We start from the raw sequence: 26,505 nt of genomic DNA, 5'->3' as shown, positions 1-26,505 counted from the left end.
GCGGCACGGCCATTATAGGGATATTACCGAGAGTGGCTCATTCTTACCGGCACGAACAGTCTACTTTCGTCCACACATTGCAAAAAACGCGGCGCGCATGCAACAACGCCCCGTGAGCGCTGGCTCACGGGGCGTTGCTGGTGGCACTGATGAGCGCCGCGAAGCGCTCTTTCAGTCGCCTGAATTGCTAGGGATCAGTTCGCGTTGACTTCGCGCAGCACCGTGCGGTGCTTCTGACGCAGCAGTTCTTCGTAGGTAGCGACGTAGCTCTTCGCCATCACTTTCGACGAGAAGCGCGCTTCGAACGCCTTGCGCACTCCGGCGCGCGGCAGCGTGTGCAGGCGCTTGAGTGCCGCGACCGCGCTGATTTCGTCTTCGACGACAAAACCCGACACGCCGTTCTCGATCACTTCCGGCACCGAACCGCGGTTGAACGCGATCACCGGCGTACCGCAAGCCATGGCTTCGATCATCACCAGACCGAAGGGCTCCGGCCAGTCGATCGGGAACACCAGTGCATGCGCGTTGCCGAGGAACTCACGCTTTTCGGCTTCGCCGATTTCGCCAATGTATTCGACGTGCGGGAGCGCCATCAGCGGCTTGATCACTTCTTCGTAATAGGCGCGATCGGCCTTGTCGATCTTGGCGGCGACCTTGAGCTTCATGCCTGCCTGGCCGGCGATGCGGATCGCACGGTCGAGACCCTTCTCCGGCGAGACGCGGCCGAGGAATGCGAGGTAGCCCGGCTCGACGCCCTTGATCGGCGTGAGCACGTTTTCCGGCAGACCGTGATAAACGGTTTGCAGCCAGTTCGCTTGCGGCAGCGGAGTGCGCTGGTTGTCCGAGATCGACACCACCGGCACATCGTTGAACGTGTTGAAGATCGGCTGCAGTTCCGGCAGATCGAGACGGCCGTGCAGCGTCGTGACGAACGGCACCGGCTGGCGCGCGAACAGCGAGAACGGGTAGTAGTCGATGTGGAAATGCAGCACGTCGAATTCGTCCGCGCGGCGGCGCACTTCTTCGAGCAGCAGCATGTGCGGCGCCATCACGTCGCGGATCGTCGGGTCGAGGCGCAGCGCCTGCGGCCAGAAGGCTTCGAGTTTCGCCGAAGTTTGCGAATCGCCGCTCGCGAAGAGCGTGACGTCGTGGCCTTGCTCGACCAGTGCCTCGGTCAGATAGGACACCACGCGTTCCGTACCACCATACAGCTTGGGAGGAACCGCCTCGTGCAGCGGAGCGATTTGAGCGATTCGCATAATGGAGAACTCCTAGTAAAAAATCAGGCAAAAGTACTGCGTTTGGTAAAAGCGACTCGCTTGCTCGCCAGGGCCGTCTGGCCGGACATGCCGGGGCGGGCCTGATTCTTTCGAGAAATCCTGCGATGGATCGCTTGGGAGTGAGCCCAGACTGGCCGGTCACCGTCTGCGCATGTGCGAGTAAACGCACACGTGAGACCTGCGTTGACAAACTGTCAGATTTTTCCAGGCTTGCCGGGCTCTACAGAGCATGCATTATCGGTGCCGGGATTCTCGCTGCACCACAACATTTCAAAGTCTTTACGTTGTTACAAACGCGAAACACTTTGCAAACCCTTGTTTTATAAGACAGTTCTACAGTGGCAACTGGCTTGCGGCAGCGACCGCGAATGCGGCATCTGTAAGCTCTTGCGTCAACTTTGCCGGCACACGTTGAAGAAATGCCGCAGCGCGGTTGAATGCAATCTGTAATTATATCTTGAATTTGTCCGTCACCTGCGTGAACCACTCGCCCATCAGCGGGTCCCGCAACTGCGGGGCGCGGAGGTCTATCGCGAAATCAATCGCGCCAATGCCCGGATACACAGGGCGCAATCGCTTTTGCATGTTTACAATGCGAAGCATCGGCTTCGCGGCGAATCCATTTTTTCCCGTGGCCCGCGCATTGCATGCACAACCCGAAACACCTCGACCTCACGATCAATTGGAACAATTAACCCTCGCCCAGCGTAACGCCCAGAACGCAAAGCTCGCGAGCTATGCGCACCGGCCGCTTGCGTTTCTCTTCCGCTTTATCCGCCGCCATCCGCTCGCGCATGCGATCGTACTGTGCAGCGTGTTTGCGGCCGTGGGCTGTGCGCTCGCTTCGCAATACGCGATCAAACATCTGATCGACGTGCTCGGCGAAGGCCGGCATCATCCCGGTCCGCTGTGGGGGGCGTTCGCCATCCTCGTCGGTCTGATCGCCGCGGACAACCTGCTGTGGCGGGTCGGCGGCTGGGTCGCCGCGCATACGTTCGTCGCCGTGACCGGCGACCTGCGGCGCGACCTGTTTCAGTACCTGAGCGGACACTCGCCGAGCTACTACTCCGAGAAGCAGCCCGGCATGCTCGCGAGCCGGATCACGGCGACCTCGAACGCCGTCTACACCGCCGAGAACACCACCGCCTGGAACGTGCTGCCGCCGTGCATCGCGGTGCTCGGTGCAATCGTCATGATCATCGCAGTGAATCCGCTCATGGCCGGCGGCCTGATGCTGTGCTCGGCGATTCTGTCGGTGGTGCTGTACAAGCTCGCGGGGCGCGGCTCGGCGCGCCATCACCATTTCGCCACCAGGGCGGCGTCGGTGGACGGCGAACTGGTCGACGTGATCAGCAACATGGGTCTCGTGCGCGCGTTCGGCATGACGTTTCGCGAGCAGCAGCGCTTCGGCGCAACGGTCAAGGCCGAGATGGACGCGCGCCAGCAAAGCCTGCTCTATCTGGAGAAGCTGCGCCTGCTGCATGCGGTGATCACCGCGCTGCTGTCGGCGGGCCTGCTGGGCTGGGCGCTGTGGCTGTGGGATCAAGGCAAGGCGACCTCGGGCGACATCGTGCTCGTCAGCTCGCTTGGCTTCACGATTCTGCACGGCACGCGCGACCTGGCCGTCGCGCTCGTCGACGTTACGCAGCACGTCGCGCGGCTCGCGGAAGCCGTGCGCACGCTGCTCGAACCGCACGGCATGCCGGATCGCGACGATTCGACCGAACTCGTGCCGCAAGGCGGCCGGGTCGATTTCGAAGGCGTGACGTTCGCCTACCCGCGCCGCCGTCCGATTCTCGATCACTTCGACCTGCATATCGAACCCGGCCAGCGGGTCGGCCTGATCGGCAAGTCGGGCGCGGGCAAGTCCACTGTGCTGGCACTGTTGCAGCGCTTCTACGAAACGCAGGGCGGGGCGATCAGGATCGACGGCCAGGACATCGCGGCGGTCACGCAGGACAGCCTGCGCCACACGATCGCGCTGGTGCCGCAGGACATTTCGCTGTTCCATCGCACGGTGTACGAGAACATCGCTTACGGGCGCCCCGACGCGAGCCGTGAGGAAGTGCTCGCGGCCGCGCGCGAAGCGCGTTGCTCGGACTTCATCGAAGCGATGCCGGAAGGCTACGACACGATCGTCGGCGACCGTGGCGTGAAGCTGTCGGGCGGCCAGCGTCAGCGGATCGCGATTGCGCGGGCGATTCTGAAAAACGCGCCGATCCTGCTGCTCGACGAGGCCACCTCGGCGCTCGACAGCGCCTCGGAAGAAGCAATCCAGAAGGCGCTCGACCGGCTGATGGTCGGCCGCACGGTGATCGCGATCGCGCACCGGCTGTCGACGCTGAACAACTTCGACCGCATCATCGTGATGAGCGCCGGCAAGGTGATCGACGACGGCAGCCCGGAAGAGCTGCGCCAGCGCCCGGGCCTGTATCGCGACCTGCTCGCGAAGCAGTACGGCAAAGGTACGACGCTGCACATCGGCGGCAAGAAGGTCGACGAACAGCACGTGGTCTGAACGGCGCGCCGCGCGAAGTTATCAGCCAAAGAAAAAGCCGCTCACGTGAGCGGCTTTTCTGTTTTTCAGGCTGGGCGATCAGAAGGCCCGGCGGCTATTCCTGATGCTGTCGCTATTGCTCCACGCTGTCGCGCACCGTCTGCCTCGAGCCTGCCCTCACCTTCCTGCTTCTGCCGGACTTCGCACTCTCCACACTCTGCAGGTCGCGCATGAAGTTATCGCGCCACACCGACACATTGTTCTCGCGCAACTGCACCATCATGTCGTGATAGCGCGCCTGACGTTCCGCGAGCGGCATCGCGAGCGCATTGGCGAGCGCCTCGGCCATGCCGTCGATGTCGGCCGGATTGACGATCAGCGCCCCCTCCAGCTCCTGCGCCGCGCCGGCAAAGCGCGACAGCACCAGCACTCCGGGATTCTCCGGATCCTGCGCCGACACGTATTCCTTGGCGACGAGGTTCATCCCATCGCGCAACGGCGTGACGTAGCCGACGTGCGCGGTGCGAAACAGCGCAGCCAGCACCGAGCGTTCGTACTGCTTGTGGATGTAGAGAATCGGCGTCCAGTCCAGTTCGGCGAAGCGTCCGTTGATGCGCCCCGACTCGCCTTCGAGCTGCAGGCGGATGTCCTGATACGCGTGCATATCGGCGCGCGTCGGCGGCGCGATCTGCAGGAACGACACCTTGTTGCGTTGCGCGGCCACGTGCTCGAGCAGACGTTCGAACGCGCGAAAACGTTCGACCAACCCCTTCGAATAGTCGAGGCGGTCCACGCTCATGATCAGCTTGCGCGAATGCAGCGTCGCCTTCATCGTGCGCACAGGCTTGCCGCGCTCGCCCGCTGTCGCGAGTTCGGCGATCTCGTCCGGATAGACGCCGATCGGATAAGCCGCAGCGCGCAACGTTCGGCCGAACGCGTGGATAGTCTGCGGGCCGCGGGCCGACACGTCGACCGTGCCCTGCGCTTCGTTGACGATGTAGTCGCCGAACGCGCGCAGATCCGGCTCCGTCTGGAAGCCGAGCAGATCGAACGAACACAAGGCCTCGACCAGCTCGCGATGCGGCGGCACGGCCAGCAGCACCTGCGAAGCCGGAAATGGAATATGCAGAAAGAAGCCGATGCGGTTCTTCACACCGGCCGCACGCAATGCCTGCGCGAACGGGATCAGATGATAGTCGTGGACCCAGATCACATCGTCTTCGCGCAGCAGCGGCACCAGTTGCTGCGCGAGCCAGCCATTGACGCGGCAGTAGCCTTCGAAGTCGTGCCGGTCATATTGCAGCAGGTCGGCGCGATAGTGGAACGCCGGCCATAGCGTGGCGTTCGAAAAGCCACGGTAGTACTGGTCGTAGTCGCGGCGCATCAGCGGGACGGTCGCGAAGGTCACGGGACCACGCTCCTCGATCTTGATCTGCGGCTGGCCGGAGCTGAGCACGTCGCCGCTCCAGCCGAACCACATGCCGCCGGTTTCCTTCAGCGCGTCATACACGCCGACCGCCAGCCCGCCCGCCGCCGGCCCGCCCTCCGAGATCGGGGCCACCCGGTTCGATACGATGATCAGTCGGCTCATGAAGCGCGATTCCCGATGCAGTGCGTTGTTTGCGTCAAACGATGCGGCGCCGGCATCATGCTGCGCGCGCCGCCGCGACAATCGATTCGAGCCAGTCGAGCAGCGCCGGAACCGACTCGATGCGCGTATGCGCCATCGTCTCGCCCGCGCCGACCTTGATTGACAGCCCACCGCGCTCGTTGACGACGGCGAAGCCTTTCTCGTCGGTCAGATCGTCGCCGGCGAACACCGGCTGGCGGCCGACGAACGGCGGCTCGTCGAGGAACGCGCGCATCGCGCGCCCCTTGTCGACGTCCTTCGGCTTGATTTCGTAGACCATCTTGCCCGGCTGCAATACGTAAGCGTCGGGATAATCGGCGACCAGCCGCTGGGTCGCCTCGCGCGCGACCGGCTCGCGGTCCGGCGCATTGCGGTAATGCAGCGCGAGCGCCGCGCCCTTTATCTCGAGCAGCATGCCCGGATGTTCGTTGACGACCTGCGCGAGCACCTGCTCCATGCGAAGGAGCCGCTCGTCATGGAAACCGATGCGCTGCGTATCGCCATTCGCGTCGCGCCGCTCGGCGCCGTGCAAACCGGCAATCGGCAGATCGGGCATGCCGAGGAAAGCGTCGATGCTGTCGATGCCGCGGCCCGACACGATCGCGACCGCGCCGTTCGTCAGATTACGCAAGTCGGCCAGCAGCACGAGCGCGCGCGGGTCCACCAGCACGCCGTCGGGCGTGGGTGCGAGTTCGACGAGCGTGCCGTCGAAGTCGAAGAAAAATGCCGTCTCACTCGGAGACAGAACAGCCGGAAGTGCTTGCATCGCCTAGGTTCGCCTTTCAGCCTTCTGCGGCCGGAAAAGTGTGCGCATCTTACCGCGCATCCGTCATTTTTTCGAGAAAGTAAGCCGGAAGTCCGGACTTCGGCCAAGCGGCCGCTGCGCGCGCCGGCTTACGGTGATGGCGTTCAAAAAGAGAACAGTCCGGCTTCAACGGGCTTTCATCCGACTGCGACAAATTGCCCGGCGAACCGCGCGCCGTGGGCATTGCGCGACACCGCCGGCGATTTTGCGCTACAGTCGCAGCCACGCAGACGGTCGCCGTCGAAGCCATCTTTGCACACTATGACGGCCTACGCGCCGCAGGAAAATCAGGTGGAATCCGGCGGCGCCGTGGATCGGCGTCGTCATGTGCCGCTCTTCAATCGAGTCATTGAGCCCTGCTTTGTTCCCGATCATCGCATCCCGACACCCGCATCCGCCTCTCGCCGCATTACGCCGGCGACAGTCCGCGCGCCGGTTCGCGCTGACCCTGATGATAGGCGCCCTCACCGCCTTGACCACGCTGAGCGGCTGCACGCCTCGCACGCAGCCCTGGCAGTTGACCAATGTGACCGGCCATCTGCCGGATCTCGACTTCAAGCTGACCGGCGGCGACGGCCGCCCCGTCACCGGCAATTCGTTCAAGGGCCGCGCGGCGCTCGTCTACTTCGGCTACACGCATTGCCCCGACGTCTGCCCCGAAACGATGGGCCGGCTCATGCAAGTGCTCGGCAAGCTCGGCCCGGACGCGCAGAAGGTGCGCATCCTGTTCATCACCGTCGATCCCGCGCGCGACACGCCGCAAGCATTGCGCGATTACGTCGGCGCGTTCGACTCGCAGCATGCCGAAGGGCTGACCGGCACCGACTGGCAGATCGAGTCGCTCGCCAAGCGTTACCGCGTCGCCTATCAGATGGAAAAGCGCGACCCTCGCGGCAATTACGAAGTCACGCACAGCTCCGCTGTTTACGTGTTCGACAGCCAGGGCCACGCGCGCCTGCTGGCCACCGATCACGACACGCCCGATACGATCGCGCAAGACCTGCGCCGTGTCATCGATGACCGTTCCTGACCTTTCCCCGAGTCCATTCATGTCGATCAAGATCAAAACGTTCGCTTCACTGAGCTGCGCCCTCGCCCTCTCGTTCGGTTTCGCCTCGGCTGCGCAAGCCGCCGGCGCCAACGCGATCAGCGTCAAGGACGCATGGGTCCGCTGGCTGCCGAACAACCTGCCCGCCGCCGGCTACGCGACGCTGGTCAACGCAAGCGACAAGCCCGTCGACCTCGTCGATATTTCGAGCAACGACTATGGCGACGCGATGCTGCATCAGACCGTGTCGAACGGCTCGTCGCAGAAGATGGTGATGGTCGACAAGCTGACGGTGCCCGCGCACGGCCAGGTGTCGATCGCGCCCGGCGGTTACCACGTGATGCTCGAAGACGCGAAGCACAAGATCGCACCGGGCGACACCGTGCATATGACGCTGAAGTTCTCCGACGGCGAAACACTCGACACGCCATTCGCCGTCAAGTCGCCGGCACAGACCAAGTAACCCGAGTAGCGTGCAGCGATGAATCTGCTCTACTGGCTCGATCCCTGGGAATTTTCGCCGACGGTCGTGATCGCGCTGCTGGTGCCGGCGATTCTGTTCGTGCGCGGTGCGCACCGTGCGAAGCTGTCGCTCGCGCGGCGCCTTTCCTTCTGGTTCGGGCTGGTGGCGCTATATGTCGTGTTGCATACGCGGCTCGACTATTTCTTCGAGCATGAGTTCTTCATGCATCGCTTGCAGCATCTGGTTCTGCATCACCTCGGCCCGTTCTTCATCGCCCTGTCGTATCCGGGCGCGGCGTTGCGCGCGGGCATTCCGTTCAGCTGGCGGCAGCGCTTCGTGCTGCCCGCGCTGGCGACGCCGGTCGTTCGCAAGCTGCTCGACGTGGTGATGCATCCGGTCGTCGCGGTCACGTTGTTCGTCGGGCTGATTTACTTCTGGCTGATGTCGCCGATCCATTTCGTCGCGATGCTCGACTGGCGGCTTTATCGCGTAATGAACTGGAGCATGGTGATCGACGGGCTGCTGTTCTGGTGGCTCGTGCTCGATCCACGGCCGGCGCCGCCGGCGCGTTTGTCGCCCGGCAAGCGCGTGCTGGTGGTGATCGCCGCGATTCCGCCGCAGATCATCCTCGGCGCATTCATTTTTTTCACGCCGCATGAGCTGTATCCGATCTATTCGATCTGCGGCCGCGCGTTCACGTGGCTCAGCCCGATGCGCGATCAGCAGATCGGCGGCCTGTTGCTGTGGATTCCGGGTTCGATGATGAGCGTGATCGGCGCGCTAATCGCGCTGCGTCACTGGATGCGGCTGTCGGCACGCGGACGCCTGGGCGCCGAACGGCGTGCGAAGACGGCGCGGGATTTGCCCCATGCCGCGTCCGCGACGGCAGGTGGCCGGCGCGGATAGCGGGTTTGGCGGTCAGTTGAAATCTGAACGACTGAAGCGAAGCGAGTAAAGCCAGACGGTGGACGCACGCCAGATAACCTGCACCGGCGCGTCGCCCTTCATCGCGCCCCGCTCAGGCCGAACGCATCCACACGTGCGGGATGCCGTCGTCGTCGTGAACGTCCGAGACCGGCGCAAAACCGAATGCGCCGTAGAAGCCTTGCAGATGCGCCTGCGCATGCAGACGGATCGGCGTGGCAGGCCATTGCGCGCGAATGTGCGTAAGCGAGCGTTCGAGCATCGCGTTGCCCAGACCGATGCCGCGGAATGCCGCCGTGGTCAGCACACGGCCGATGCGCACGTCGGCGTCCGTGGCATCCGGCAGCAGCACGCGCAGATAACCGGCCAGTTGCGGCGCCGCGCCGTCGACGCCAGCACCGTAGGCCGACAGATGCCAGGCTTGCGCGTCGAGCCCGTCGATGTCGCCATACACGCAGTTCTGCTCGACGACGAACACCGCGCTGCGCGCGGCCAGCATCTCATAGACTTCCACGCTCGTGAGGTCCGCGAAGTTTTTCCAGCGCCATTCGAGTTGGGCGAGCCGCGTGGCGGCGATATGCTGCGATTCGGTCATCGGATGCTTTCAGAAAGGAGGTGCCGCGGCGCGGGCATTAATCCGCAATTATGCCGCGCGACGGCCATCAGCCACGCAACCGTGCAGCCGTGCGGCCACACCGCGCATCAACCGCGTGGCATAGCACGCGCCTTCGACGCTTGCTTATGGCTATACATCGCCGCATCGGCCGCAGCGAGCAATTCGGCAATCGATACGTGGCGAGCCGGATCGTAGGCCGTCTGCCCCACGCTATAGCGGATCTGATAGCCGCGCCGCGCCTCGGCATTGCGTTCGTCGAGCAACTGCGTGAGACGCTGCGTCACCTGCTGCGTTTCGGCACTGTCCGCATCGGTGAGCAGTGCGACGAACTCGTCGCCGCCGAGCCGGCCGATCACATCGCTTTCGCGCAGCGCGGTGCGCAAGACTTCAGAGAAGGTCTGCAATGCGCGATCACCTTCGGCGTGGCCGAGCGTGTCGTTGATCTGCTTGAAGTCGTTGAGATCGAAGAACAGCAACGACGCCGACTTCTCCATCCGCTTGCAGACGTTCAGCGCATGTTGCGCGAGCGCTTCGAAACCGCGCCGGTTGGACAGCAACGTGAGGTCGTCGAGCGTGGCGAGCTGCACCGCCGCCAGTTCCTGTTCGGCCATGTGCGCGAGATCGCGCAGCAACGCCCGCTCTTCGTCGTCGAGGCCGCGCGGCTTCTCGTCGATCAGACAGAGCGTGCCCAGCTTGCTGCCGTTCGCGACCGTCAGCGGGCAACCGGCATAGAAGCGGATGTTCGGGTCATCCGTCACGAGCGGATTGTCGTGAAAGCGCTCGTCGGCCAGCGTGTCGGGCACCATCAGAATGTCGTCGTCCAGAATCGCGTGCGCGCAGAACGACACGTCGCGCGACGTCTCTCTCGCCGTCAGCCCGGCGCACGACTTGAACCACTGGCGGTTCGCATCGACGAGACTCACGAGCGCGATCGGCACGTCGAACAGGCGCTTCGCGAGCCGGGTCAGGCGGTCGAAGCGCTCTTCCGGCAAGGTGTCGAGAATATGCAGCGCACGCAGGGTGTCGATACGGGCGCTTTCATTGCTGGGCGTCGGTGGGACATGCATGTCGTATTCCCTGGGCCTTCGTGATGATCGAAAATCTTGGGTAGCCAGTGTATAGCGGCATTCTTCAGGGTGGGATTGAGCGAGGCCGTCAGAGTTCCAGCCTGAGGCGCCATTGCGGCGGCGCGGCGGCAAGCGGCGGCCGAGCCGTCACGCGCTCAGAAGACCGCTTCGACAGGCCGCGCGAGGCACTCGATCAGATTGCCGGGACCGCACAGATGCAGCGCGCCGACCACCACCAGGGTGCGCTCGCGTTGTTGGAGGATGTCCTTCAAACGCTGCGCCCATGCGCGATTGCGCGCGTCGAGAATGGCGTGGCGGATGCCCGGCAGATTGAACATCGTTGATCCGACGGCGATCTGCTGCACCGCTTGCAGATCGCCCTCCAGCCACGCCGCGTGCATCCGTTCGAGCGTGCGTTGCGGCTCATCGCGATCGGCCATCAGCAAGTCGAGTGCAGCGCCGATGGCATCGAGCGGAATCGATTCGAGCAGTGTCGCCACTTCCCGCGCGGTCTCGAGATAGCGATACGGCTTGGCTTGCGCAATCGCCGAGCGCAGCATGCGTGGCTCGACGCCTTCGACGACCTGCTGGAACAGTGTCGGCGCGACCACCAGCGCGGCCCACGGACACAACTCGACTAACGGCGCCACGGGGCCATCGACGGGCCACAGCGCCTGCAGTTGTGCCCATGCGTCCTGGGACATCAAGGGCCGCAATCGAGCGGTGCCGCTTTGCGGCTCGGTCTTCAGGAACGGCAGGATGGTCGGCGGATCGGATTCGAAGACCAACGCTTCGGCCCAGTCATAGGCGTCGGCGACCCAGGGCGGTGTTCTACGGCTCGTCGCGGGAAACAGATGCATCGAGCCAAGCAGGCGCACGTTGGTGCCGGTGAGTTGTAGGTACATGCGGCCTCGGTGTGGACGGGCAATGACGCAAGAATGCGCGCGCGGTCCTACGATTTTCGTTGGTTACGTGCGGCCTGCTGAGCAGGTGCAAAGCGAACTGCTGATGCAGTGGTCGCCGCGCGAATCACGAATTGTGCGTGATAACCGTCACGATGAGGGAGACACGATGTATCAGCTTTGCGTGCGGGCATCAGCGGATAGCAGGTGCTTCGTGAACAGCGCGATACGACAATCGATCGATCCGGTTATCTTTTTCTGGAATTGCCGACGTGCGCGCGAAATTCGCCGCAGAAAACAGAAAAGCCCCGACAAGTCGGGGCTTTTCTTTACATCAACTACTGGAGGCGCGAGCCGGAGTCGAACCGGCCTAAACGGCTTTGCAGGCCGCTGCATAACCGCTTTGCTATCGCGCCGCAAGCGGACTGGAACCTAACTGCAGGCTCGCAGATTTGTCTGGTGGCCGATCAGAACATTCAGAACGATCAGCCCACCAAACAAAAAGGGAAGCGCTGCTTCCCCTTATGTATGGAGCGGGAGACGAGGCTCGAACTCGCGACCTCAACCTTGGCAAGGTTGCGCTCTACCAACTGAGCTACTCCCGCATTGCACTGCTTCACAACGCGCTGCATTTTTTACTACGCCAAACAACGCGGTGCTTCAAAAATCTGGAGCGGGAGACGAGGCTCGAACTCGCGACCTCAACCTTGGCAAGGTTGCGCTCTACCAACTGAGCTACTCCCGCGTTGTACTTCTACTACTTGCTGCTAACTACTGCCTTATTGACTGCAACTGCGCTCTTACTTCGTCCGTCGCTTCAAGCTGCGCGCATCGGAGAAACGAGATTATGGAGAAACGACCGATGGGTGTCAACCCCCTTTTGCGAATGTCTTTAATAAAAGTTTTCGCTCATGCGCAGGCCATGTTCGCGGCGAGGTTCAAACACGCTTTCGCGTGCCTCGCGCGTGCCGTCGACCTGTCCATCGACCCATCACGCAATGCCGCCTCTCTCACGAATCTGCGGCCACGCGAGCTTCATGTAGTAGAGCATCGACCAGATCGTCAGGAACGCGGCGAGATAGATCAGCCACAGGCCCCACACACGCGTGTCGACCGTCACGCCGCCACCGAACGGCAACGGGCCGTAGAACAGCAGCATCGGAATGGCGATCATCTGACAGGCGGTCTTGAACTTGCCGAGCGAATTCACCGCGACGCTCTTCGACGCGCCGATCTGCGCCATCCACTCGCGCAACGCCGAGATCGCGATTTCGCGTCCGACGATCACGAGCGCAATCGCCGAATCGATCCGCGCGAGTTGCACGAGCACCAGCAGCGCGGCCGTCACCATCAGTTTGTCAGCGACCGGATCGAGAAACGCGCCGAACGCCGAAGTCTGATTCCACTTGCGGGCCAGATAGCCGTCGAACCAGTCGGTGAGCGCCGCCAGAATGAAGATCGTCGCCGCCGCCAGATTGCGGTGCGCGGGGCTCATCATCATGTCGGGCAAATAGAACACGCCGACGACGAGCGGAATCAGGACGATCCGCAGCCAGGTCAGGAATATCGGGAAATTAAACGGCATGGGCAGGCGCAGCGTCTGACGAGTGAGATGCAATTGTGCCGTGTCACAGGGCCTGCTACAAGCAAAGCGGCGCGCGGGCGTGGGGGCGCGGGCCCGGTGGGTGCCGCTGCCCGGGCGCGGACTGGGGCTTGACTGATCGCGAACCGGGTGCGGACTTGGGGTTAACTGATCGCCGCCCCGTCGCTCGCTGGTCGCTCGCTGGTCGCTCGTTGACCGCTCATCGGCCATAGGCGGGCCGCGCCCCGCCCGACACGCGGCCCGCCCGCCGCGCCAGCTTCAATGCAATTGCCGGTAAATCTGCTCGGCCAGTGCCTGCGAAATGCCTTCGACGCTCGCCAGATCCTCGACGCTCGCCGCCACCACGCCGCGCAAGCCGCCGAACCGCGCGAGCAGCCGTTGACGCCGTTTCGCGCCGACCCCCTCGAGTTCTTCGAGCCGCGAAGTCTGGCGCGTCTTGCCGCGCTTCGCGCGCATGCCGGTGATCGCGAAGCGGTGCGCTTCGTCGCGAATCTGCGCGACCAGCATCAGCGCGGCGCTTTCCTTGCCGAGTTCGAGCGGCGCGCGGCCATCGGCGAAGATCAGGGTTTCGAGGCCGACCTTGCGGCCCTCGCCCTTCGCGACGCCGACCAGCATACCGGTATCGAGACCCAGTTCCGTGAACACCTGGCGCGCGATCTCGACCTGCCCCTTGCCCCCGTCGATCAACACGATGGTCGGCAGAATGCCGCCGGCCGCCGCCGGTTCCGCGGCATCCGGCGCGAGCGATGGATCGGCCGCGGCTTCGCCTTGCAATTCAGCGGCTTCGTCGGCGGCATTCGCGGCGGCTTGCGCGACCATCTTCTCGTAGCGGCGCGTGAGCACCTGGCGCATCGCCGCGTAGTCATCGCCGGGCGTAATGCCGGTGATGTTGTAGCGGCGGTATTCGGACGACTGCATCTTGTGATGGTGATACACCACGCACGACGCCTGGGTCGCCTCGCCCATCGTATGGCTGATGTCGAAGCACTCGATGCGCAGATGCGCGAGGTCGTCGCACTCCATGCCGAGCGTGTCGGTCAACGCGCGCGTGCGGGCCTGTTGCGAGCCCTGCTCCGACAGCAGACGGGCAAGTGCGAGCCGCGCATTCTGCTCGGCCATCGCGAGCCATGCGCGCCGTTGACCTTGCGGTTGACGCAGCACGGTCACCTTGTGGCCGGCCTGCTCGATCAGCACGTCGACCAGTTCGCGCGTGGCCGGCGCGTGACTGACTATGAGCACGGGCGGCACGCGATTGCCGAGGTAGTGCTGCGCGATGAACGCTTCGAGCACTTCGGATTCGATCCCGCCGGACGCGCGGCCTTTGCGCGGTTTCACCGGCTCGGAGGCGGTGGCATCCGCATCGTCTTCTTCCGCCTCTTCGTCTTCGGGGGGCATGTCCTGCGCGATCGCGAGCGCATCGGCATCGGCCACATCGGCGGAATGAGCGTCGCCACTCGCGTTCTGTTCCGCCGCGAGGCGCGCAGTCAGGGAAACGCCGGCCAGCGCCTCGTCCTCGCCGCCCTCTTCGAGCCCGCCCTCGTCCGCCGTCAACGCACTTTCCACGTGCGCGGGGAAATACGCCTTGTCGCCCAGGTGGCGCCCTCCGCGCACCATCGCGAGATTCACGCAGACGCGCCCGCCCAGCGCGACCACCGCGAGAATGTCGACGTCGCTATCGCTGCCGACTTCGATCGCCTGCTGATGCAGCACCGTCGACAGCGAACTCATCTGGTTGCGCACCGCCGCGGCCTGCTCGAACTTCAGCTCGCTCGCGAACGCGTGCATCTTCTGCTCGAGCTCTTTCATCACTTCGCCCTGACGGCCGAGCAGGAAGCGCGACGCGTTGGCGACGTCGCGCGCGTAATCCTCTTCGCTGATATTGGCGACGCACGGCGCCGTGCAGCGGCCGATCTGATGCAGCAGGCAAGGCCGCGTGCGGTTGTTGAACACGGAGTCTTCGCAGGTGCGCAACTGGAACACCCGCTGCAGGATCTGGATGCTCTCGCGCACCGCCCACGCGCTCGGGAACGGACCGAAGTACTGATTCTTGCGATCCACCGAACCCCGGTAATACGCCATGCGCGGAAACTTGTGGCCGGTCAGCTTGAGGTACGGGTACGACTTGTCGTCGCGAAACAGAATGTTGTAGCGCGGCGCGAGCGCCTTGATCAGATTGTTTTCGAGCAGCAGCGCTTCGGCCTCGGAGCGCGTGACGGTCGTCTCGACGCGCGCGATGCGCGTGACCATCATCGCGATACGCGGCGACAGTTGCGTCTTCGTGAAGTAGCTCGACACGCGCTTCTTGAGATCGCGCGCCTTGCCCACGTACAGCACCGCGCCGTGCGTATCGTAATAACGATAGACGCCTGGCAGATGCGGCAGTTGGGCGAGCACTTTTTTCGGCTCGAAAGCGTCGGTTGCTTCGGGTTCGGTCATGCGGGATCGATTGAGTGGGACTGTCTCGCGGGGCCTTGCATCGTGTGCCGCGCGCTCGCGTGAAACGGGCGCGCGCAATCGTGGCCGAGGCTTTAGAATCGCCAGTTTAGAACATTCCGCGTGCATTCGAGCCCTGCCATGCGCCGACCCGGCAGCGCTCCGGCTTGAGCCGAGGGCGGTGCACCGCAGTGTGCGGCGTTCGCGGGATCGTCCTTCGCGTCAGCCGCGCCCATCGTTCGAATCCGCCACCCAGGCCGCCATGTCCTCCGTTCCGCCCGCCTCTGAACAGACCGCCGCCGCATCCCCTGGCGCCTCCACCGCGATTGCCTGCGACATCTTCTGCGCGGTGATCGACAATTTCGGTGACATCGGCGTGTGCTGGCGCCTCGCGCGCCAACTCGCGAGCGAGCACGGCTGGCAGGTGCGCGTGTTCGTCGACGATCTGCATGCGTTCCAGAAGCTGTGCCCGTCGCTCGCGCTGGATCGCGCGCGGCAGACGGTCGGCGGGATCGTCGTCGAACATTGGCACGAGCCAACCCATGCGGGCGACACGCTCGAAGTGGCCGACGTGGTGATCGAGGCGTTCGGCTGCGAACTGCCGCCGATCTATGTGGCCGCGATGGCCGAACGCGCGCGCGCGCCGCTCTGGTTCAACCTCGAATATCTGAGCGCCGAAGACTGGGTGGCGGATTTTCACCTGCGTCCCTCCCCCCATCCACGCTATGCGCTGACCAAGACGTTCTTTTTCCCGGGGCTCGGCCCCGGCACCGGCGGCGTGCTGAAGGAACGCCATCTCGACGCTGCGCGCGCTGCCTTCGAGGCATCGCCGGCTGCGCGCGAAGCATGGTGGCGGCAAACCACCGGCCACGCGCCGCCGCCCGCCGCGGCGACCGTCGTCTCGCTGTTCGCGTACGAAAACCCTGCCGTCGACAGCCTGCTCGAACAATGGCGCGACAGTGCCGCGCCGGTCGTGCTGCTAGTGCCGGAAGGCCGCATTTCCGGCGCGATCGCGCGCTTTTTCGGTTTGCCCTCGTTCACCGCCGGCTCGCACGCGAGCCGCGGCAACCTCACCGCGCATGCGCTCGCGTTCACCGCGCAAGCCGGCTACGACGCGCTGCTGTGGGCGAGCGACATCAATTTCGTGCGCGGCGAAGACTCGTTCGTGCGAGCCCAGTGGGCGGCGAAGCCCTTCGTCTGGCACATCTACCCGCAAGCCGACGAGGCCCATCTGCCGAAGCTCGACGCCGCGCTCGCGCACTACGCGCGCGCGCTGCCCGCCGATGCGCGCGACGCCCTCGCGCGCTTCTGGCACGCATGGAACGGCGCGGGCCGCCCGGACTGGGCGGAATTCCAGCGCCACGGCCCGGCGCTGCAACGCCGCGCGGCCGAATGGGCCGTCGAACTCGCCCAGGTGGGCGACCTCGCCGGAAATCTGGCCTTGTTCGCAAAAACTCAGTTAAAATAAGCGGTTATCCAACGGCCGACGACGCAAGCGCGGCCCGATCGCAACAACGAACCCGGCGTCGAAAGATACCTGACGCGCTCCGCCCCTCGGGTCAAGAGCGCAAAAGTCAAAAAAGGGCCGTATGCTGTCGCTCGGCGCCACTCGCGTACACGCCCGCACCGGGTAAAAAGCAGGTAACGGATTGTTGGGGATTGCCGGAATCAACGAGCTGCGCGATGCGGCTCCGCCTCCGGTTCCCACGGCAAGCCGGCCACGCTTCCCACATTGGCTTCCCGCCGCCGCTCCCATGCGGCGCGGCGCGCAATGAGTGAAGCGGCGAAGCCGCTTGCGCCGTATGCCGTTGAGCAAAGTTGAGCTACTTATTTCGTACAGGATAGTTTTATGAAGACCGCACAGGAACTCCGCACCGGCAACGTCGTGATGATCGGCGCAGACGCAATGGTCGTGCAAAAGGCCGAATACAACAAATCGGGCCGTAACTCCGCCGTCGTCAAGATGAAGTTCAAGAACCTGCTGACCGGCGCAGGCATGGAAAGCGTGTACAAGGCGGACGACAAGTTCGACGTCGTCGTGCTGGAACGCAAGGAAGTGACGTATTCGTACTTCGCCGACCCGATGTACGTGTTCATGGACGCCGACTACAACCAGTTCGAAGTCGAAAGCGAAATGATGGGCGACGCTCTTCATTACCTCGAAGACGGCATGGCTTGCGAAGTCGTGTTCTACAACGAGAAGGCCATCTCGGTCGAACTGCCGACCACGCTGGTCCGCGAGATCATCTACACGGAACCGGCCGTCAAGGGCGATACGTCGTCGGGCAAGGTGCTGAAGAACGCGAAGCTCACCACCGGCTTCGAACTGCAAGTGCCGCTCTTCTGCAACATCGGCGACAAGATCGAAATCGACACGCGTACGCACGAGTACCGCAGCCGCGCTTAAAGCGCCTGCACGCCTGAATCCAGCGCCGGCGCAACGCCCGCGCTGCGAAAAAAAATGGAAAAAAAAGCGCCCGATCTGGGCGCTTTTTCTTTTCTGCTACGCCGTGTATGGTTGAGGAAAACTTTACCGGCAAGCTTCTCCAAATTGCCGCCCCACCTTCCCGATCTTCCCGCCCGTCAGCGGGCAAATCATTGATAAATTTAAGTAAATGTTCGTGGCACAGTCCCTGCTTGTTACGAGGGCATGCCAGTACGGCTTATTTTTCTCAACTCGGGAGAGCACCATGAATAACGACATTGCTGAAGGCAAGTGGAAACAGATGGTCGGCAAGGCGAAGACGGCATGGGGCGAATTGACGGACGACGAATTGACGAAGGCCGAAGGGCGCGCCGACAAGCTCGCCGGTCTGATCCAGGAACGCTACGGTAAAACCCGCGAACAGGCGGAACTGGAAGTTCGCCGGTTTTTCGATAGCAACCGGGATTTCTGACAGACCGGATGAAAGAACTACAGACGCCTCGCCTGCGGCAGTTGGCGCAGGACGGGCGTCGCCGTGATAAGTCAAAGGACCAGAACTTCGTGAGTCGAATCGTTGCCTGCCGCGCCCGGCCAGATGCAGGAATGCCCTGCATGCGGGGAACCGCGCTCACACCGCTTATGCCCATGGCAGCCGCCCGACTGGTTGCCCGCCAGGGCTGGTGCGCGAGCAGCATGAGCGCGGGCGACCGGCGCTGGCAACGTGTGCCAGCCTCGAACGACCTGCATCGGCATCCGACCCCTCGCCCCGGCCAGCCATCGCTCCCCTATCGCGCGCCAATCGAAGCAGCGGCGCAACACAGCGGGTATCCCATCCATCCCAAAAAATTGCGCTCGCCATGCCACACGCCCTGATTGTTGAAGACGATCCCAATAGCCTGTCAGGCCTGTCCGCTATCCTCGCCGCCGACGGCTTCTCTGTCGACACCGCGACGACCATCGCCGAGGCCCGGGCGGCGCTGACGCGCTTCATTCCCGACGTCGTGCTGGTCGACCTGAATCTGCCGGACGGCAGCGGTCTCGACCTGCTGCAGCATTTGCCCGCGCATCCGCCCGGCGGCGCATTGCCGGTGATCGTGATGACCGGCAATGCGACGGTCGAGAGCGCGATCGAAGGTCTGCGGCACGGCATCTGGGACTACCTGCTCAAGCCGGTCAATATTCCGCGCTTGCGCAGCCTGCTCGCGCGCATTCCGCGTCCCTATGAACTGACCGAGGAAGTGCAGACCTTGCGCGCGTCGCTGCGCCAGCTCGGCAGGTTCGGCTCGATGCTCGGCCGCAGCGGCGAGATTCAGCACGTGTACGACACGATCGAACATATCGCGCCCACCGAAGCGGCCGTGCTGATTTGCGGCGAAACCGGCACCGGCAAGCAGGTCGCGGCGCGCACGCTGCATGACATGAGCCGGCGCCGCAAAGGTCCGTTCGTCACGCTGGATGTGCGCGGCGCGGGTGGCGGCGTGCATCGCTCGCTCGACAGCCTGCTGTTCGGTCACGAACGCGGCGCATTCGGCGCAGCCGAGCAGCGCGAGCCGGGCCTGTTCGAGCAGGCGAGCGGCGGCACGCTGTTCATCGACGAAATCGCGGAATTGGCGCGCGCGCAACAGGAAGCGTTGCTGCGCGCGCTCGATTCACAGACTTTCATGCGCGTCGGCGGCACCAATCAGGTCGCGACCGACTTCCGGCTGATCGCCTCGACGCGCAAGCCGCCGCGCGCGGCGGTGGCAGACGGTACTCTGCTCCAGGAGCTCGCGTTGCGCCTCGAAGCCGCCGCGGTGATCCTGCCGCCGCTGCGCGAGCGCGGCGACGACCCGTCGCTGATCGCTCAGGCGGTGGTCGACGAGTTGAATCTCGAAGCGGCCGCACGCGGCACGACCGAGGTCGCCAAGCAGATCGGACCGAATTTCCTGCGCGAGTGTCTCGCGTACGAATGGCCGGGCAACGTGCGCGAATTGCAGGACCGGGTGCGGCGTGCGTATCACGCGTCAGGTGAAGTACTGGAGTCGTTGCGCGCCGACGAGGGCTCAGTGAACGGCCGCGATCTGAATGGCAGCCGCGTGCAGGTCACCGTCGGCACGCCGCTCGCGGACGTCGAGGAAATGCTGATTCGCGCGACGCTCGACGCGGTCGGCGGGACGCGTCATCGTGCGGCGTCGCTGCTCGGCATCAGTCCGAAGACGCTGTACAACAAGCTGCAGCGCATGCGCTTGAACTGAGTTCGACAACCGCTCGGGGCTGACGGAAGCCGATAAGAAACGGCGCCTTGATCAAAAATCAAAGGCGCCGTTTTTTCGTCGATCGGCCGGCAAAATTCGCGCAGCTTCGACAACCTAGGCGAACGCGCTACGAAGCAACGCCTGCGCTTGCAGATATGGCGGCTCGGCAACCAGCTTGCTCCACGTCAGCGCCTTGCCGCGCGGCCTCATGCACTTCAGACGCCGCCGCGATTCCTTCGACGGCGTGAAACGCAGCGCATCGAGCACCTTCTCCGCTTCCTCCGGCTGATTGCAGATCAGCACCATGTCGCAACCGGCGTGGAGCGCGGCGCTCGCGCCCTCGGTCAGCGTGCCGCCTTGGCGCGCGGCCTCCATCGACAGGTCGTCGCTGAAAATCGCGCCTTCGAAGCGCAGCTTCTTGCGCAGAATGTCCTGCAGCCAGACGCGGGAAAAACCAGCCGGCTTCGCATCGACCTGCGGATAGACCACATGCGCGGGCAGCACCGATCCCAACGACAAGCCGAGCCAGTCATACGGCGCCACGTCGTCGCGCAGGATCTCGTCGAGCGGGCGATCATCGACGGGCATCGCGACGTGCGAGTCCGCGTGCGCAAAACCATGCCCCGGAAAGTGCTTGCCGCAATTGCTCATGCCGGCCAGTGCGAGGCCGTGGTTCAGACTTTTCGCGAGCAAGGCCACGACGCGCGGATCGCGATGGAACGAGCGGTCGCCGATCACTTGTGATTGCCCGTAGTTCAGATCGAGCACCGGCGTAAAACTCATGTCGATGCCGCACGCGCGCAACTCCGCGGCGAGGATATAGCCGACCGCGGTCGTCACCTTGGTCGCGTGCAGCACGTCGCTGTCCCACAGCGCGCCGAGCTTGCCCATCGCCGGCAGCACCGTGAAGCCGTCGGTGCGAAAGCGCTGCACGCGGCCGCCTTCGTGATCGACGGCGATCAGCAGATCCTGGCGGACCGCGCGGATCGCGTCGGTCAGCGCGATCAGTTGCGCGCGGCTCTCGTAGTGGCGCGCGAACAGGATCACGCCGCCGGTCATCGGATGGGCAAGGCGGCGCTTGTCGTCGTCGTTCAGCGTTTTGCCGACCACGTCGAGCATCACCGGTCCGGGAGTGGTTTTCATCGAATTCCGCGAGAAGGAAGCATTGGGCAAGGAAAGACGCGGCCGACGGTGGCCCGCGCTCAGCGTGTTTTTATCGGGCGGCGGACGGCGTGGGTGGCGTCCCGGTCGGTGCATCCGAAGCATGCGCCCCGCCCGTCTGCGTCGTTTCCGCGATCACGAACGACACCGCGTAATCGCGCTCGTCGCTGATCGTGACGCGCGCCGTGATGCCGCGTGCGTCGAGCCAATCGGCCAGTTCGCCGGACGCCACCACCATCGGTTCGCCACTTGGCTTGTTGAGCGTTTGCAACGCGCGCCAGGTCATCGGCCAGTGCATGCCGAGGCCGATCGCTTTCGAGAAGGCTTCTTTCGCCGAGAACCGCGTGGCGAGAAACGCGAGACCACGCGCCGCCGAACGAGCCTGGCGCGCGTGATACACGCGCAGTTCGTCCGGGCCGAGCACCTTCTCCGCGAAGCGACCGCCGGTGCGCGTCATCACCGCGGCTATGCGGCTGACCTGAACGATGTCGGTGCCGATGCCATAGATCGTCATGTGCGAGTCCGCCCCGGGCCGCATCAGCCGCGCGCGCCGAGACGCGCAGCGACCATGATCGCCTTCATCTCGCGCACCGCGTTGTCCCAGCCGGCGAAGATCGCGTGCGCGACGATCGCATGGCCGATGTTCAACTCGACGATTCCGTCGATCGCCGCGATCTGCTGCACGTTGGTGTAGTGCAAGCCGTGGCCCGCGTTGACCTTGATGCCGAGCGTCATGCCGAATTCGACCGCACGCACCACACGCTCGTATTCGCGCTGCTGTTCGGCGGGGTCGTGCGCTTCCGCGTAACGGCCCGTGTGCAGTTCGATCACCGGCGCGCCCGCTTCATGCGCGGCGCGAATCTGCGTTTCGTCCGGATCGATGAAGAGCGATACGCGCGAGTTCGCTTCGGCGAGTTGTTTGCAGGCGGCACGCACCGCTTCGAACTGCCCGGCGACGTCGAGGCCGCCTTCGGTCGTCAGCTCCGCGCGCTTTTCCGGCACGAGACACACGTCATGCGGCTGTACTTCGCAGGCAATGTCGAGCATCTCCTGGGTGACCGCGCATTCGAGATTCATGCGCGTCTTCAGCAGCGGACGCAGCTTGCGTACGTCGGCGTCGACGATATGCCGGCGGTCTTCGCGCAGATGCAGCGTGATCACATCCGCGCCTGCCTTCTCGGCCATCAGCGCCGCGCGGATCGGATCGGGGTAGGACGTGCCGCGCGCATTGCGCAGCGTGGCGACGTGATCGATGTTCACGCCCAGGTCAATCACAGTCGGCGACGTAAGAAAGAAGCTCATAAGTTCTGCAAGTCGATCAGGATCTGGCGCGTCGCGAGCGGCGTGCCGCCAAGGTAGGTGTTGAGCAGGAAGCGCATCAGCGTTTTGCTTTGCGCCACGGTCTGCGCTCGATGGTAATCGTCCTGTTCCATATCGAGCAAGGTCTGTCCGGCGATGACCGGCCATTGCGCGGGCCAGTCGTCGGACGCTTCGCGCACGCCGCGCTCCGGATCGAACACGTAGCGCCCCTCGGGCAGCACGGCTTTACGCGCGACGGTGCGATCGAGTGACATCGCGTAACCGGTCTCGCGCAGCAGCACGCGTTCGAACGAGCGCAGCACCTGCACGGGCGGCTCGTCGTGCGCGAGACGCGTCATCGTGACGACGTAGTGATGGAACAGTTGGGGATGCGGGTCTTCGCGCGCACAGAATTTGACCAGCAGCTCGTTGACGTAGAAGCCGCAGAGCAACGCGTCGCCGGTCAACGGCAGCATGCCGCCGACCCACTCGGCGCCGGTCAGCGTGCGCACTTCGGACTTGCCCGACCACGACAGGGCAAGCGGCTGGAAAGTCTGCAACACGCCGCGCAACGCGGAGTGCGGACGCTTCGCGCCCTTCGCGACGAGCGCGAGCCGGCCGTGATCGCGCGACAACACGTCGATGATCAGACTGGTTTCGCGATACGGATAACTATGCAAAACGAAAGCAGGCTGCTCCGCGATCCGGTATTGGGAAACGGACGTGCGTGGCGCGCGGGTCGGCGTTTTGCGCGGCTCGCCTTCGGCGCCCTCGGCGCTTTTGCTGGAAGATTTTTTGGCGCTACTGCGCGCCGGTTTCGACGGCTCGCGCGCCGGCGCGGCCGGTTGCGGCTCATCCGGCGCTGCGTCGGAATTCAGCGTCATCCACGCGTCATTCGTACCCATACGCGCGAAGTCCGGCTTCGTTGTCGGCCCAGCCGCTCTTCACCTTGATGAAGGTTTCCAGATAGACCGGGCCGTCGAACAGCTTTTCCATGTCGAGACGCGCTTCGGTGCTGATCTGCTTCAGCTTCGCGCCCTTCTGGCCGATGATCATCGCCTTGTGCATGTCACGGTCGACCATGATGGTCGCGAAAATGCGGCGCAGGCGGCCTTCGGTTTCGAACTTGTCGATCAGCACGGTACTCGTGTACGGCAGTTCGTCGCCGGTCCAGCGGAACACTTTTTCACGCAGGATCTCCGCGGCGAGGAAGCGCTCGCTGCGATCGGTCAGGTCGTCTTCGCCGTAAATCGGCGCGCCTTCCGGCAGGAACGGCTTGACGGTCGCCATCAGACGCTTGATGTCGTCGGGATGCTTGGCCGACAGCGGCACGATCTCGCTGAACTGACGCAATGCGCTGACCTGCTGCATGAACGGAAACAGCGAATCTTTATCCGCGACGCGGTCGAGCTTGTTCGCGATCAGCAGCGTGGGCACCGACGGCGGGATCAGATCGAGCACCTTCTGATCATCCGCGCCGAAACGGCCGGCTTCGATCACGAACAGGATAGCGTCGACCGAGGTCAGCGTGGACGTGACCGCGCGATTGAGCGAACGGTTCAGCGCGCCGCTGTGCTTGGTCTGAAAACCCGGCGTGTCGACGAAGATGTACTGCGCGTCTTCGAGCGTGTGAATGCCGGTGATGCGATGGCGCGTGGTCTGCGCCTTGCGCGACGTAATACTGACTTTCTGGCCGACCAGCGCGTTCATCAGCGTGGACTTGCCGACGTTAGGGCGGCCGACGATCGCGACCATGCCGCAGCGAAAACCAGTGGGAGTGGGAGCGTTCATATTCGGGCTACGGCAGGTTCAGAGCGGCACGCGCAAGCGGCGCGCCGAGGGCAATCAATGGCCCGCGTCGGCGACGCGCGTTTGCACCGCGTCGGCTACGCCGGGTTCGTGTTCGGTGGGTGCCGCCTGCGCGCCTGGCGCGGATACGGCGGCAGTACCGGGTGTGGCTTCGCGACCGCGTTGCCGGTCTGTGTGGCGAGCGGAGGCGGTATCGGTTTTGCCGTCGGCCGGCTTGTCGGCGACTTTCTCGTTCGAGTGCGTGCTCGCCTTGTCCGATTTCTCGCCCTTCTCGGCGCGCTCGGCTTTGTCCTGCCCGCTGTATTCGACGTGCGCGGCGCGAATAACGGCGAGCGGCGCGCCGGTGGCGGTCAGTATGGATCGTTCGGCAGCGGGCTTTTCGGCAGCGGAATCCACTGCGGCAGCCGCGCGCGGCTCGCCTCGTGCGGCGCCGCGCTCGCCTTTACGCTCCGGACTGCGCAAATCCAGCGCAGTCTGGACACCCGTCACGCCCGGCACGATCTCCGGCTCGACGTTTTTTGCTGCGCGCGCGCCTTTCGAGCGCTTGGGCTTGGCGACGACCGCGGGCGCCGCCGCCATCACTTCGTCGAGCGCTTTCTTGGCGGCCGCCTGCTCCGCCGCACGGCGGCTCGCGCCTGAGCCGGACACTTTCACGTCCAGCTTCGGCACTGTGCATTCGACTTCGAATTGCTGATTGTGCGCCGCACCATGCGTAGCGACGACCGTGTAGGTCGGCAGCGCGATCTTGTGGCCCTGCAGATACTCCTGCAACAGCGTCTTCGCGTCCTTGCCGAGCGTGCGCGGGTCGATGTGATCGAGAATCGGCACGTAGAGCCGCTTGATGACCGTCTGCGCGGCGTCGAAGCCGCCGTCGAGGAACACCGCGCCCAGCACCGCTTCCAGCGTGTCGGCGAGAATCGACGGCCGGCGGAAGCCGCCGCTGCGCAACTCGCCTTCACCGAGCCGTAAGCCTTCTGAAATATTGAGCGCCTGAGCGATTTCGTAAAGCGACTGCTGCTTCACCAGATTGGCGCGAACGCGCGACAGATCGCCCTCGTCCAGTTTGCCGAAACGTTGGAACAAAAGCGCAGCCACCGCGCAATTCAGAACAGAGTCGCCGAGAAATTCGAGCCGTTCGTTATGCGTGGAACTATGACTACGGTGCGTTAAAGCCTGGCGCAACAATTCCGCATTGCGAAATTCGTAGCGCAGTCGGCTTTCCAACGGAGATAGGGGCATGGGCAGAGTATAACGCGGGCGCCTGACCCGGCGAAAACGCGGGGGCGGCCAGCGGAAAAAGCGTGGTGAAGTGACGTTACCGCGGGTTCTTAAAGTAGCGTGATAACACGCCGCGAGTGATGTGACCGATATGCCGGTCATCAGCGCGGCGTGTCGTACGATCGACGCAAAAGAACTCAGTGGAATGAGCCGATGCGTTTCAAATCGCTGAAGTTCATCCAGATAAAAAATGCGCGGCCGACGATATTCTGGTTCGGCACAAAACCCCAATAACGGCTGTCCGCACTGTTATCGCGGTTGTCGCCCATCATGAAGTAATTGCCCGGCGGCACTTTGCAAATCACGCCGCGTGCGTTGTACGTGCAGTTGTCGCGATAAGGAAAATCTTCGGCGCCGACGATGAACGGCGGCACGGCCGGATTATTCAGCACGGCGTTCTTGCGGCCGTCGAGATCTTCTTCGAATTGCTTCGCGTAGCCGAGGCGCTCTTCGTCGAGATAATCGGGCAGCGGCGTTTCGGGCACCGGCTTGCCGTTGACCGTGAGCTTCTTGTCCTGATACTCGACCACGTCGCCCGGCAAACCGATCACGCGCTTGATGTAGTCGACTGATTCGTCTTTCGGATAACGGAACACCACTACGTCGCCACGCGTGAGCGGATTGCCCTGGGTGACCTGCGTATTGGTGATCGGCAGACGGATGCCGTATTCGAACTTATTGACGAGGATGAAGTCCCCCACCAGCAGCGTCGGCACCATCGAACCCGACGGAATCTTGAACGGCTCGACCACGAACGAGCGCACGACGAACACCACCAGAATCACCGGAAAGAAGCTCGCCGAATACTCGAGCCACCACGGCTGACGCAGCTTGTCGTCACGCAGACGTGCACGCGTTTGTGCTGCGTTTTCGTCGGCGAAACGCTCGCCGATGCGTGCTTGCTGACTGTCGAACTCAGCGACCGCGGCTTGCGCCGCGCGGCGCCGTTTCGGCAGAAAAACCAGTTTGTCCGCGACCCATGCGACACCCGTCAAAATGACGAGCACAAAAAGAATCAGCGCAAAATTCAT

General features: G+C 63.8%; 23 protein-coding genes and 3 tRNA genes. 8 read left to right on the top strand and 18 right to left on the bottom strand.

All coding sequences use genetic code 11. The annotated features are described in order from the left end of the window. Positions 1 to 194: 194 nt before the first annotated feature. Entirely contained in the window at positions 195 to 1,259 is a 1,065-nt protein-coding gene (locus tag ACZ9H4_RS13875; protein WP_476119279.1) for a glycosyltransferase family 4 protein, read from the bottom strand. 703 nt (positions 1,260 to 1,962) lie between these two features. Between ACZ9H4_RS13875 and ACZ9H4_RS13870 the strand changes: the two genes are divergently transcribed. Next, positions 1,963 to 3,798: an ABC transporter ATP-binding protein gene (locus ACZ9H4_RS13870; protein WP_408147139.1), complete on the top strand. Its 1,836-nt coding sequence runs from the start codon at positions 1,963 to 1,965 to the stop codon at positions 3,796 to 3,798. Between the two features lie 112 nt (positions 3,799 to 3,910). On the opposite strand, the gene otsA is transcribed toward ACZ9H4_RS13870, so the two are convergent. Beyond that, positions 3,911 to 5,368 (bottom strand): alpha,alpha-trehalose-phosphate synthase (UDP-forming), encoded by a 1,458-nt coding sequence (gene otsA, locus ACZ9H4_RS13865; RefSeq protein WP_476119278.1) that lies wholly within the window; start codon positions 5,366 to 5,368, stop codon positions 3,911 to 3,913. A 55-nt stretch (positions 5,369 to 5,423) separates the two neighbouring features. Then, a complete protein-coding gene (gene otsB, locus ACZ9H4_RS13860; protein ID WP_408147135.1) occupies positions 5,424 to 6,173 on the bottom strand; it encodes a trehalose-phosphatase in 750 nt (249 codons plus the stop codon). A gap of 490 nt (positions 6,174 to 6,663) precedes the next feature. Here otsB and ACZ9H4_RS13855 point away from each other — a divergent pair, with 490 nt between their 5' ends. From ACZ9H4_RS13855 to ACZ9H4_RS13845, 3 genes are read left to right on the top strand one after another with little or no spacing between them, the layout of a single operon-like run. After that, a complete protein-coding gene (locus tag ACZ9H4_RS13855) occupies positions 6,664 to 7,242 on the top strand; it encodes an SCO family protein (protein WP_476119277.1) in 579 nt (192 codons plus the stop codon). Between the two features lie 19 nt (positions 7,243 to 7,261). After that, entirely contained in the window at positions 7,262 to 7,723 is a 462-nt protein-coding gene (locus tag ACZ9H4_RS13850) for a copper chaperone PCu(A)C (protein WP_408147131.1), read from the top strand. Between the two features lie 18 nt (positions 7,724 to 7,741). Beyond that, entirely contained in the window at positions 7,742 to 8,629 is an 888-nt protein-coding gene (locus ACZ9H4_RS13845) for a cytochrome c oxidase assembly protein (protein WP_408147130.1), read from the top strand. Between the two features lie 112 nt (positions 8,630 to 8,741). Here ACZ9H4_RS13845 and ACZ9H4_RS13840 read toward each other — a convergent pair whose 3' ends face one another. From ACZ9H4_RS13840 to uvrC, 8 genes are all read right to left on the bottom strand, one after another. After that, positions 8,742 to 9,242 (bottom strand): GNAT family N-acetyltransferase, encoded by a 501-nt coding sequence (locus ACZ9H4_RS13840; protein WP_476119276.1) that lies wholly within the window; start codon positions 9,240 to 9,242, stop codon positions 8,742 to 8,744. Positions 9,243 to 9,349: 107 nt separating this feature from the next. Continuing rightward, positions 9,350 to 10,330, bottom strand: a complete 981-nt coding sequence (locus ACZ9H4_RS13835; protein WP_476119275.1) for a sensor domain-containing diguanylate cyclase — start codon at positions 10,328 to 10,330, stop codon at positions 9,350 to 9,352. Between the two features lie 155 nt (positions 10,331 to 10,485). Beyond that, complete coding sequence (locus ACZ9H4_RS13830) at positions 10,486 to 11,235, bottom strand: TraB/GumN family protein (protein WP_408325075.1); 750 nt, start codon at positions 11,233 to 11,235, stop codon at positions 10,486 to 10,488. Positions 11,236 to 11,574: 339 nt separating this feature from the next. Further along, a tRNA-Cys gene (locus tag ACZ9H4_RS13825) sits at positions 11,575 to 11,648 on the bottom strand. Positions 11,649 to 11,761: 113 nt separating this feature from the next. Then, positions 11,762 to 11,837: transfer RNA gene (locus tag ACZ9H4_RS13820), tRNA-Gly, on the bottom strand. Positions 11,838 to 11,901: 64 nt separating this feature from the next. Then, a tRNA-Gly gene (locus tag ACZ9H4_RS13815) sits at positions 11,902 to 11,977 on the bottom strand. Positions 11,978 to 12,223: 246 nt separating this feature from the next. Continuing rightward, positions 12,224 to 12,817 (bottom strand): CDP-diacylglycerol--glycerol-3-phosphate 3-phosphatidyltransferase, encoded by a 594-nt coding sequence (gene pgsA, locus ACZ9H4_RS13810; protein WP_408147122.1) that lies wholly within the window; start codon positions 12,815 to 12,817, stop codon positions 12,224 to 12,226. Between the two features lie 276 nt (positions 12,818 to 13,093). Then, positions 13,094 to 15,271 carry an excinuclease ABC subunit UvrC gene (uvrC, locus tag ACZ9H4_RS13805; protein WP_408147120.1) on the bottom strand — a complete coding sequence of 726 codons (2,178 nt, stop codon included), beginning with the start codon at positions 15,269 to 15,271 and terminating at the stop codon, positions 13,094 to 13,096. Between the two features lie 259 nt (positions 15,272 to 15,530). Between uvrC and earP the strand changes: the two genes are divergently transcribed. From earP to ACZ9H4_RS13785, 4 genes are all read left to right on the top strand, one after another. After that, the gene (gene earP, locus ACZ9H4_RS13800; RefSeq protein ID WP_408325074.1) at positions 15,531 to 16,736 is read left to right on the top strand and encodes an elongation factor P maturation arginine rhamnosyltransferase EarP; all 1,206 of its coding nucleotides are present in this window, start codon (positions 15,531 to 15,533) and stop codon (positions 16,734 to 16,736) included. 381 nt (positions 16,737 to 17,117) lie between these two features. Further along, positions 17,118 to 17,675 (top strand): elongation factor P, encoded by a 558-nt coding sequence (gene efp, locus ACZ9H4_RS13795; protein ID WP_042322091.1) that lies wholly within the window; start codon positions 17,118 to 17,120, stop codon positions 17,673 to 17,675. Positions 17,676 to 17,958: 283 nt separating this feature from the next. Continuing rightward, positions 17,959 to 18,165 (top strand): CsbD family protein, encoded by a 207-nt coding sequence (locus ACZ9H4_RS13790; RefSeq protein ID WP_062127806.1) that lies wholly within the window; start codon positions 17,959 to 17,961, stop codon positions 18,163 to 18,165. 385 nt (positions 18,166 to 18,550) lie between these two features. Next, positions 18,551 to 19,927 (top strand): sigma-54-dependent transcriptional regulator, encoded by a 1,377-nt coding sequence (locus ACZ9H4_RS13785; RefSeq protein WP_476119274.1) that lies wholly within the window; start codon positions 18,551 to 18,553, stop codon positions 19,925 to 19,927. Between the two features lie 114 nt (positions 19,928 to 20,041). Here the strand turns inward: ACZ9H4_RS13785 and nagZ are convergent, their stop codons facing one another. The 7 genes from nagZ to lepB all read right to left on the bottom strand — a co-directional run bounded on the left by nagZ (position 20,042) and on the right by lepB (position 26,505). After that, positions 20,042 to 21,070, bottom strand: coding sequence for a beta-N-acetylhexosaminidase (nagZ, locus tag ACZ9H4_RS13780; RefSeq protein WP_476119273.1), 1,029 nt, complete (start codon positions 21,068 to 21,070; stop codon positions 20,042 to 20,044). A gap of 70 nt (positions 21,071 to 21,140) precedes the next feature. Then, positions 21,141 to 21,602, bottom strand: coding sequence for a holo-ACP synthase (acpS, locus tag ACZ9H4_RS13775; RefSeq protein WP_408147111.1), 462 nt, complete (start codon positions 21,600 to 21,602; stop codon positions 21,141 to 21,143). 23 nt (positions 21,603 to 21,625) lie between these two features. Beyond that, the gene (gene pdxJ / locus ACZ9H4_RS13770; protein WP_476119272.1) at positions 21,626 to 22,390 is read right to left on the bottom strand and encodes a pyridoxine 5'-phosphate synthase; all 765 of its coding nucleotides are present in this window, start codon (positions 22,388 to 22,390) and stop codon (positions 21,626 to 21,628) included. Further along, a complete protein-coding gene (gene recO, locus ACZ9H4_RS13765) occupies positions 22,387 to 23,292 on the bottom strand; it encodes a DNA repair protein RecO (protein ID WP_408147107.1) in 906 nt (301 codons plus the stop codon). The genes pdxJ and recO overlap by 4 nt, the downstream gene beginning before the upstream one ends. Then, complete coding sequence (gene era, locus ACZ9H4_RS13760; RefSeq protein ID WP_408147105.1) at positions 23,279 to 24,178, bottom strand: GTPase Era; 900 nt, start codon at positions 24,176 to 24,178, stop codon at positions 23,279 to 23,281. The genes recO and era overlap by 14 nt, the downstream gene beginning before the upstream one ends. A gap of 54 nt (positions 24,179 to 24,232) precedes the next feature. Further along, positions 24,233 to 25,435, bottom strand: a complete 1,203-nt coding sequence (rnc, locus tag ACZ9H4_RS13755) for a ribonuclease III (RefSeq protein ID WP_408147103.1) — start codon at positions 25,433 to 25,435, stop codon at positions 24,233 to 24,235. A gap of 176 nt (positions 25,436 to 25,611) precedes the next feature. After that, positions 25,612 to 26,505 (bottom strand): signal peptidase I, encoded by an 894-nt coding sequence (lepB, locus tag ACZ9H4_RS13750; RefSeq protein WP_168665157.1) that lies wholly within the window; start codon positions 26,503 to 26,505, stop codon positions 25,612 to 25,614.

The sequence above is a fragment of the Paraburkholderia sp. TE9906 genome, from assembly GCF_056279605.1.
Note: the sequence above shows the minus strand (reverse complement) of the source record. Positions and strands in the feature narration are given on the sequence as shown.

What these genes read in the sequence shown, in the direction of transcription:
- ACZ9H4_RS13875 (WP_476119279.1), bottom strand. Translation starts at nt 1,259, where the DNA reads ATGCGAATCGCTCAAATCGCTCCGCTGCACGAGGCGGTTCCTCCCAAG.
- otsA (WP_476119278.1), bottom strand. Translation starts at nt 5,368, where the DNA reads ATGAGCCGACTGATCATCGTATCGAACCGGGTGGCCCCGATCTCGGAG.
- otsB (WP_408147135.1), bottom strand. Translation starts at nt 6,173, where the DNA reads ATGCAAGCACTTCCGGCTGTTCTGTCTCCGAGTGAGACGGCATTTTTC.
- ACZ9H4_RS13855 (WP_476119277.1), top strand. Translation starts at nt 6,664, where the DNA reads ATGATAGGCGCCCTCACCGCCTTGACCACGCTGAGCGGCTGCACGCCT.
- ACZ9H4_RS13850 (WP_408147131.1), top strand. Translation starts at nt 7,262, where the DNA reads ATGTCGATCAAGATCAAAACGTTCGCTTCACTGAGCTGCGCCCTCGCC.
- ACZ9H4_RS13845 (WP_408147130.1), top strand. Translation starts at nt 7,742, where the DNA reads ATGAATCTGCTCTACTGGCTCGATCCCTGGGAATTTTCGCCGACGGTC.
- ACZ9H4_RS13840 (WP_476119276.1), bottom strand. Translation starts at nt 9,242, where the DNA reads ATGACCGAATCGCAGCATATCGCCGCCACGCGGCTCGCCCAACTCGAA.
- ACZ9H4_RS13835 (WP_476119275.1), bottom strand. Translation starts at nt 10,330, where the DNA reads ATGCATGTCCCACCGACGCCCAGCAATGAAAGCGCCCGTATCGACACC.
- ACZ9H4_RS13830 (WP_408325075.1), bottom strand. Translation starts at nt 11,235, where the DNA reads ATGTACCTACAACTCACCGGCACCAACGTGCGCCTGCTTGGCTCGATG.
- pgsA (WP_408147122.1), bottom strand. Translation starts at nt 12,817, where the DNA reads ATGCCGTTTAATTTCCCGATATTCCTGACCTGGCTGCGGATCGTCCTG.
- uvrC (WP_408147120.1), bottom strand. Translation starts at nt 15,271, where the DNA reads ATGACCGAACCCGAAGCAACCGACGCTTTCGAGCCGAAAAAAGTGCTC.
- earP (WP_408325074.1), top strand. Translation starts at nt 15,531, where the DNA reads ATGTCCTCCGTTCCGCCCGCCTCTGAACAGACCGCCGCCGCATCCCCT.
- efp (WP_042322091.1), top strand. Translation starts at nt 17,118, where the DNA reads ATGAAGACCGCACAGGAACTCCGCACCGGCAACGTCGTGATGATCGGC.
- ACZ9H4_RS13790 (WP_062127806.1), top strand. Translation starts at nt 17,959, where the DNA reads ATGAATAACGACATTGCTGAAGGCAAGTGGAAACAGATGGTCGGCAAG.
- ACZ9H4_RS13785 (WP_476119274.1), top strand. Translation starts at nt 18,551, where the DNA reads ATGCCACACGCCCTGATTGTTGAAGACGATCCCAATAGCCTGTCAGGC.
- nagZ (WP_476119273.1), bottom strand. Translation starts at nt 21,070, where the DNA reads ATGAAAACCACTCCCGGACCGGTGATGCTCGACGTGGTCGGCAAAACG.
- acpS (WP_408147111.1), bottom strand. Translation starts at nt 21,602, where the DNA reads ATGACGATCTATGGCATCGGCACCGACATCGTTCAGGTCAGCCGCATA.
- pdxJ (WP_476119272.1), bottom strand. Translation starts at nt 22,390, where the DNA reads ATGAGCTTCTTTCTTACGTCGCCGACTGTGATTGACCTGGGCGTGAAC.
- recO (WP_408147107.1), bottom strand. Translation starts at nt 23,292, where the DNA reads ATGGGTACGAATGACGCGTGGATGACGCTGAATTCCGACGCAGCGCCG.
- era (WP_408147105.1), bottom strand. Translation starts at nt 24,178, where the DNA reads ATGAACGCTCCCACTCCCACTGGTTTTCGCTGCGGCATGGTCGCGATC.
- rnc (WP_408147103.1), bottom strand. Translation starts at nt 25,435, where the DNA reads ATGCCCCTATCTCCGTTGGAAAGCCGACTGCGCTACGAATTTCGCAAT.
- lepB (WP_168665157.1), bottom strand. Translation starts at nt 26,505, where the DNA reads ATGAATTTTGCGCTGATTCTTTTTGTGCTCGTCATTTTGACGGGTGTC.